This window comes from uncultured Pigmentiphaga sp. (assembly GCF_937950555.1).
GTDB lineage: Bacteria > Pseudomonadota > Gammaproteobacteria > Burkholderiales > Burkholderiaceae_B > Pigmentiphaga.
Window position 1 is genome coordinate 1 of sequence record NZ_CALFCW010000028.1, and the last position, 7,154, is coordinate 7,154.

Below are 7,154 nucleotides of genomic sequence, written 5' to 3' on the forward strand. Positions count from 1 at the left end.
AGGTCCAGCTCCCCGCTTTCCGTGAAGGTGGTCGGGACGACGGGGAAAATGCCGCGATATGCGTTCGGGCGAGTCGTGGTCATCTTGCCTCGCGAATGATTGCACTTTGATCAAATGGCCGGCGCGTGACTTGTTGGGTCCGTCAAGTCGACCCGGCTGGGCTGGGGCGCCGGCCCGGGGGCAGTATGCCAGAGGTGGCCATTCACCCTCTGGGGAATGCGACGCGGCTGCGAGGGGCCGTTGCGGTTTCATTCGCAGCACCGGTAGAGGCCCGTTCGACTAGATGGGTGGGAAGCATTTGCGGCGCCGGCATCGGACTTTTCGATTCAATCGCATCGAGCATGGTCCTTCCCGCGAGGCTGCCAATCTCCAGGGACGGAAAGTGGACCGTCGTAAGGGGTGGGCAGGTGTACGGGGAAAATTCGCTGTCGTTAAAGCCGATCACGGAAACATCGTCCGGAATGCGGAGCCCATGTTCGCGTAGGCAGGCCATGGCGCCGTGTGCCAGGTAGTCGTTTCCACAGACGAGGGCAGTAAAGGGCTCGCCGGTGGCAAGAAGTCGTCGGGCGGCTTCGAACCCCTCAGGGAAACCATAATCCGTTTCGATGATTAGTTTGCGTAACAGGACCCCTCCGCCGGAGGCGATTGTTTCCAGTACGCCTTGATATCGCTGGCGCGCGCGCGCATTGGAAGCAAGGTCTCCGCTGATCAGGGCGAACCTTTGGTGGCCCAGGCGTAGCAGGTGCCCGGCGGCTTGTTTTCCGCTTTCGTAATTGTCAAAGCCGATCGCTCCGGCGGGAGCGTCTTTGGCGTCAGCCCAAATGGTGACAACCGGTAGGCTGTGCTTGGCGATCAGGTTGCGCCACTCCGGTGCCCAATCGTTTCCGAGCAGCACGATTCCGTCCACGCCGCGCTCGATCAGCGTCTTGAGAGGGCGCGGATCCTGTTGTTCGGCGAGTGGCGGTTGCGCTAGCAGGAGCGTGTAGTTAGCCTGTCCAAGGCCTTGGCGCAGCGCCTGGATCGTCTGCGCGAACGCGGACACGCCAATTCTTGGCACGACAGCCCCCACCGTGTGAGTCCGGCCTGATACCAGGGCGCGGCCGATCCCCTGCGGAACATACCCCAGTGCGCTGACCGCAGCGTGGATGCGCTCGCGCGTGCGTGCATCCACCATCTCCGGCCGGTGCAAGGCGCGCGATACCGTGCTGATGGAAACGCCGACCATGCGTGCCACGTCTTGCAAACTGGCGGGCATATCAGGGCCTTCTCCTTTCGATGCAAACGAACGTCAGAAATATACTACGTGCTCATCCATGGTTTTACGGCAATCCTTGACCAGGCAATGCAAACGTTTGTACGATGTCGGGCAACGACGATCGGAGAGGCGTGGCCGGCCATTCAGGCCAGGCCTTGCACAGGAGGCAATCCATGCAGTAGCCGCGAACGCATTGTCTGCTGCATTGCGGGCGTTGCTATGCCCGCAGCTGTTGCTGGATATGCAAGGACGGGGCAGTAAGCGGGCCCTTCGAGCAGGCTACGGTAGTACGCGCCTCGATGAACAGCACCATGGGCGCGAAGACCGTTTCGCCGGCACGGGGATACCCAACGGCGCGTTGGCGCGCTCGGCGAGCCGACGCCTTGCGCATCCGGTGCGCATTGCCAATCGCTCGCGGCAATAGCACCGGCACGTTGGCACCCAATCCTACCGATCCGGGATTCGTTCGTCTCAAAATGCAATCGTTTGCATTGATGTCATTTTCTAAGGATGTCGAGCATGACCACTACCAAGAAAGCCGTTGTCGAGACCTTGATCGAATGCGGCGCCACTCACGCTTTCACGCTCCCCGGCCTGGGAATCACCTGGATGCTGGACGAGTTTGACGAGGTGCGCGACAAACTGCGCGTCGTGCTTACCCGCAGCGAACAGGTTGCCTCGGTGATGGCACAAGTGTATGGCCGCCTGACTGGCAAACCTGGCGTGTATATGGGGCAGGGGCCGTTCGCCAGCACCACGGGTGCATTCGGCATCCTGGAGGCATATTTTGCCGGCACCCCCATGGTCGTCCTGACGGACACCTCGTGCTACGACGGCTTCGGCATGTACGGCGTCTACCAAACGATGACCGGCGATTATGGGGCCGCGGACATTCAGTCCGTCATGAAGACGATGACGAAGTTTTGCGCCTATGCGACCGAGCCCCATGAGGCTGTGTACGGCTTGCAGCTGGCGTTCAAGCATGCATCGCTACCGCGGACCGGCCCGGCCGCGGTCATCATGAAGAGCCCGATCATCAGGCGCGAGCTGGTCGAGAACCCACGCGTGAAGCTGTATCCCTCCAAGGGCTACCTGCAGTACTGCCCGCCCACGGTGGACAACGAGGCAGTCGCGCGGGTGGCAAAGCTCATCGCGCAAGCCGACCGTCCGGTGATCATTGCGGGCAACGGGCTGCAGAACGACGCCGGCCGCGAGCGGCTGGCGCAGGTCGCAGGACGCGCCGGCATTGTCGTGACGACCAGCTACAACGGCAAGGGTGTCGTCGACGAGACCAGCGACTTTTCGGCCGGCATGCTCGGGACATGGGGATCGCGCACCGCAAATCGCTGCCTGGAGAACGCCGATCTCGTCCTTGTCCTGGGCGCTAGTCTGGGGCCGGATTATCTGCGCTTTCGCGACCAAAAAATGGTGAACCCGGCGAGCCAGACCTGGGTGCAAGTCGACATCGATGCCCGCAATGCGGGCTGGGTGGTGCCGGTGAACGAAGCTATCACCGCGGATGCCGCGGAGTTCTTGCGCGAGCTGGCCAAATACGACCTGGGCGAATCGTCCCGGGCGGGGCGGATCCGTCACCTGGCAAGGCTCAAAGAAGAAAACGGCTACAACTTGCTGCCGGAGCTGCCCGTCGCAGACGGCACCTTGCACTATACGCACATCATTCGCGCGCTCGACGAAGCGCTTACACCCGATAGCATGCTAACCCTGGATGCTGGAAACAACCGCATCTGGGCGACTAGCGCATTGCGCATCAAGACCCCGGGCCAATTGATCGTGCCGGGCGGAATCGGCGGTATGGGATGGGGGCTGCCTGCGGCAGCAGCAGCCAAGCTCGTCTACCCGGAGCGTCGCGTCATCAGCCTGATCGGAGACGGTGGCGCCGCCATGACTTTCAGTACGTTGGCGACGTGCGTGCAGGAAAACCTGCCGATCACGGTGATCGTCGCTAACAACCACGGCTTGGGCATGGTGCGCGACAACATGAAGGGACGTCGAATCGCAGTCGACTTCAGCAACACCGACTTCGCGATGATGGCACGCGGCATGGGATGTGAGGGGATCCGCGTCAACACGTATGAGGGCTTGCGCAAGGCGCTCAATGACGCCCGATCCGCGACAGTTCCCGTGGTAATCGACGTCAACGTCGATACGGCCGCAAGCCACGTTCCTGCGTCTGACTATTGAGGCCAGAGATGAAGAAACCCGTCGCGGTCATCACTGGCGGAGCAAGCAATATCGGCTGGGCGTGCGCGCAGAACTTCAGCGCGACGCATTCGGTCGTCATCGGCGATCTCAAGCCCCCACCTGAAAAGGCGGACAACGTGTCGTTCATCGAAACCGATGTTGCCGATTTCAATGACGCAGGCGCCATGATGCGCTATGCGGCCGACCAGGGGCCAGTGGAAGCCGTCATTCACTGCGCGGCGATCACGGCACCGGCAAAGCCAGTCGAGGAAATCACGCCCGATGAGTGGGTCAGAATCATTAACGTCAACCTGAACGGCGCGTTCTTCGTTGCGCAGGCGGCCATCCCTTACCTGTGCCAAACAGCTGGTTCGCTGGTGATGATCGCCTCTCGGGCCGCCCGAACGGGGTACGCCGCCTTGTCGGCCTCTCCGTCGGGCACGAAACCGCACTACTGCGCATCCAAGGCGGGCGTCCTCAGCCTGGTCAAGTCGCTTGCCATCGAGTTGGCGCCAAAAGGCGTCAGGGTCAATGCAGTCGTTCCAGGTTCCATAGAAGGAACGATGATTCCGAAGGAGCGTTGGCCCGAGCTGTCCCAAAAGATTCCCTTGGGCAGGTTGGGCACCCCAACGGAAATCGCCGAAGCCGTGCGATTTCTGACTTCTTCCGCGGCCAGGTACATCACAGGCCACTCGCTGGATGTCAACGGCGGCACGTGGATGAACTAGTTCAATTATTCAAGAGGAGACCCCTATGTTGAAGAAATGGATCACGGCGACGCTTACCGTCCTGTTGTTCAGCCTGGGCGGGTCGGCCTTGGCCGACGATTATCCGAACCGCCCGGTGAAAATAGTGGTGCCCTTCCCGCCGGGAGGAGCGACAGACGTGGCGGGAAGGCTGGTAGCCGAGCGTCTGCAAAAGGCTTTCGGAAAACCTTTCGTCGTGGAGAACCGTTCCGGCGCAAGTGGCAACATTGGCGTCGCCGAGGTGGTCCGGTCCCCTGCCGATGGCTACACGCTCGTCGTCGGCGCGCCGCAGACGCTCACCATTAACCCACTGCTGTTCAAGAACATCCCGTTCGATCCGCAGAAGGACTTGGAGCCTGTCGTCATGGTGGCTTCCGTCCCCAACGTACTGATCGTGAACAAAAACTTGCCGGTCAACTCCGTTCCCGAACTGATCCAATACATCAAGGACAATCCCGGCACGGTTCGTTATGGTTCCTCCAGCGTAGGTGGGACGCCGCACTTGTCTTCGGAGATGTTCGCGTCAATGATAGGTGCGAAGATCGAGCACATTCCCTACCGCGGCAGCGCGCCTGCCCTGCAGGATCTCCTCGGGGGCCATATCGAAATGATGTTCGATAACTTACCCGCCTCCCTGCCGCAGATCCGTGCGGGCGCCGTCAAGGCGCTGGCGGTGACGACGCTGCAGCGTTCGAAATCGGCACCCGACATTCCGACGCTCGACGAGCAGGGCGTCAAGGGGTTCGAATCCCGAGGCTGGTTCTCGCTGTTGGCGCCGGCCGGCACTGACCAGAAAATCGTGGAAAAAATCAACAAGGCCGTCAACGAGGCGTTGCAAGACCCCGAGTTCCGGGAACGGCTGGCAAGCGTTGGTGCCGATCCCGTCGGTGGTTCGCCCCAGGATTTCCGAAAGGCGATCCAGGCGGAAAGCGAGCGCTGGGCCAAGGTCATCCAAGAAGCAGGAATCAAGGCGGAATAACCATGACAGCCGCTTCGATTTACTCGGAAACCGTCCCGGAGATCTCCGAGCGGCTCCTGTCCGTTGCCTGCCGTCGGCTGGCTTCGCGGTCGGCATTGGTAACGGGGGCTGCCCGCGGCATCGGTTTTGCGACTGCCATCCGCCTGGCAGTGGAAGGCGCGCAGGTATGGATCGCCGATCGGGACGCCGAGGCGCTTGAGCGGGCCTGCACCGCGGCCGGCGACCGCGGGATTACGTTGCACCACGCCGTCATGGATTCGTCCGACGCTGGCAGTATACGATCGGGCGTGGCTGCGATCCTGGACAAGGTGGGATGCCTGGATATCCTGGTAAACAACGCTGGCGGATCGCTGCATACGCCTTTTCCGCTGCTGGAGGAGGACGAGCAAGACTGGGAGCGCGTGATGACGCTAAACGTCATGTCGGTGGTATGGACCAGCCAGGCGGTCCTGCCATCCATGATGCAGAGACGGTACGGCCGGATCGTGAATTTCGGATCCAAGGCTGGACGCTTCTCCAGTTTGATCGCTGGTGCCAACTACGCTGCATCCAAAGGGGCCGTTGCCGCCTTGACGCGGCAAATGGCCGCAGAATTCGGGCCCAGCGGGATCACGGTCAACTGCGTGTGCCCCGGTGTCGTCATGACGGAACGCACGCGGCGCCTCTGGGCCGAACGCAGGACCGAAGAGGAGCGTGCCAAGGTCCTCGCCGATATCCCGTTGCGCCGCTATTGCTCTGTAGAAGACGTCGCCGCGGCCGTGTCGTTCCTAGCCTCGGATGATGCGTCATTCATCACGGGAGTGGCGCTGGATTTGAACGGCGGGCAGGCGATGGCATGAGGACAAGCGCCTTGAACACGCAGTCGCCCTCATTCTCGCTGGGCGCGGTCGATATCTTTTCGGCAGCCGCTGTCGTGGTGATCTGGGGCCTGAATTTCGTGACCATGAAGGTCGCGCTGGTCGACTTCACGCCATTCCAGCTTGGCGCTGCGCGCTATGTGTTTGCCGTGTTGCCGCTGGTCTTCTTGGTGCGCGCGCCAAGGAACGCATGGAAATGGCTGGTGGCTTACGGGCTGTGCCAGGGAGTAGGCCAGTTTGGGCTACTCTTCCTGGCGCTGAAGGTGGGAATGACCGCCGCATTGGCATCGGTGTTGATGCAGACCCAAGTCTTTTTTACGGCGATCTTCGGGTACGTGCTCCTGAAGGAAAGGCTGACGCGGCCATTGCAGGTGGGCTTGGCATGCGCCGCGTTGGGCTTGGGCTGCTTTGCAATGAACTATGCTGGCGGCCACACCGGGCGGTCCCTGATCGCGGGGACGACGGTGGCGGGGTTCCTGCTGAATCTGGCAGCTGCCGCGATGTGGGCAGGATCGAACATCATAGCCCGCAAGGCTCAGCAGCGGATCGGGGGATTTAACGCGCTTGAATTCGTCGTTTGGTCCAGCCTGGTGCCGATCATCCCGTTCTGCCTGGCAAGCTGGATGCTCGATCCCGTGGAAACCCGCTGGGGCTGGACATCAGCCTCGTGGGCCAGCTGGCTTTGCGCGATCTATCTGGGATGGTTCGCGACCATCCTGGCCTACGCTCTATGGACGGGACTGCTTCGCCGCCATCCGGCAAACCGGATCGCACCCTTCAGCCTAGGGGTTCCTGTCATCGGTTTACTGGCCGGCGTACTTGCGCTGGGGGAAACCATCACGCCATGGCAGCTGGCAGGAGCAGGGTGCATCGTCGTATCCCTGGGCGTCGTGTTGTTGTGGAAACCCCCGGGGACGCGCAAGTCCTAAGGGCCAGTCGGGTGGTCTGGTTGCAGACCGGGGGGAACGCATTCCGTGCTTAGCTGCTCAATGCGCCGCTGAAATGTCGCCGCGTTCGCGCGGGCGGGACGCGCCGTCCTCAAACCGGCACCAGCATCTCGCGCGATAGCGCATCGACGGTGCCTACGCCCATCATCACCATGTTGCGATCGATCT

At 61.7% G+C, this 7,154-nt stretch carries 6 protein-coding genes; 5 read left to right on the forward strand and 1 reads right to left on the reverse strand.

The window, feature by feature from the left end; genetic code table 11:
• Window positions 1-202: 202 nt before the first annotated feature.
• Window positions 203-1,255 (reverse strand): LacI family DNA-binding transcriptional regulator, encoded by a 1,053-nt coding sequence (locus tag Q0319_RS06550; RefSeq protein ID WP_299451497.1) that lies wholly within the window; start codon window positions 1,253-1,255, stop codon window positions 203-205.
• 519 nt (window positions 1,256-1,774) lie between these two features.
• Between Q0319_RS06550 and Q0319_RS06555 the strand changes: the two genes are divergently transcribed.
• The 5 genes from Q0319_RS06555 to Q0319_RS06575 are packed head-to-tail and all read left to right on the forward strand — an operon-like array spanning window position 1,775 to window position 6,968.
• A complete protein-coding gene (locus Q0319_RS06555; protein WP_299451498.1) occupies window positions 1,775-3,457 on the forward strand; it encodes a thiamine pyrophosphate-binding protein in 1,683 nt (560 codons plus the stop codon).
• A gap of 8 nt (window positions 3,458-3,465) precedes the next feature.
• Complete coding sequence (locus Q0319_RS06560; RefSeq protein ID WP_299451499.1) at window positions 3,466-4,185, forward strand: SDR family NAD(P)-dependent oxidoreductase; 720 nt, start codon at window positions 3,466-3,468, stop codon at window positions 4,183-4,185.
• Window positions 4,186-4,210: 25 nt separating this feature from the next.
• On the forward strand, window positions 4,211-5,182 hold the full coding sequence (locus tag Q0319_RS06565; protein WP_299451500.1) for a tripartite tricarboxylate transporter substrate binding protein: 972 nt from the start codon (window positions 4,211-4,213) through the stop codon (window positions 5,180-5,182).
• Window positions 5,183-5,184: 2 nt separating this feature from the next.
• Window positions 5,185-6,021 (forward strand): SDR family NAD(P)-dependent oxidoreductase, encoded by an 837-nt coding sequence (locus tag Q0319_RS06570; protein WP_299451501.1) that lies wholly within the window; start codon window positions 5,185-5,187, stop codon window positions 6,019-6,021.
• An 11-nt stretch (window positions 6,022-6,032) separates the two neighbouring features.
• Window positions 6,033-6,968, forward strand: a complete 936-nt coding sequence (locus Q0319_RS06575) for an EamA family transporter (protein ID WP_299451502.1) — start codon at window positions 6,033-6,035, stop codon at window positions 6,966-6,968.
• The last annotated feature ends 186 nt before the right edge of the window (window positions 6,969-7,154 follow it).

Coding starts and splice junctions, on each gene's coding strand:
- Q0319_RS06550 (WP_299451497.1), bottom strand. CDS start 1,255: ATGCCCGCCAGTTTGCAAGACGTGGCACGCATGGTCGGCGTTTCCATC.
- Q0319_RS06555 (WP_299451498.1), top strand. CDS start 1,775: ATGACCACTACCAAGAAAGCCGTTGTCGAGACCTTGATCGAATGCGGC.
- Q0319_RS06565 (WP_299451500.1), top strand. CDS start 4,211: ATGTTGAAGAAATGGATCACGGCGACGCTTACCGTCCTGTTGTTCAGC.
- Q0319_RS06560 (WP_299451499.1), top strand. CDS start 3,466: ATGAAGAAACCCGTCGCGGTCATCACTGGCGGAGCAAGCAATATCGGC.
- Q0319_RS06570 (WP_299451501.1), top strand. CDS start 5,185: ATGACAGCCGCTTCGATTTACTCGGAAACCGTCCCGGAGATCTCCGAG.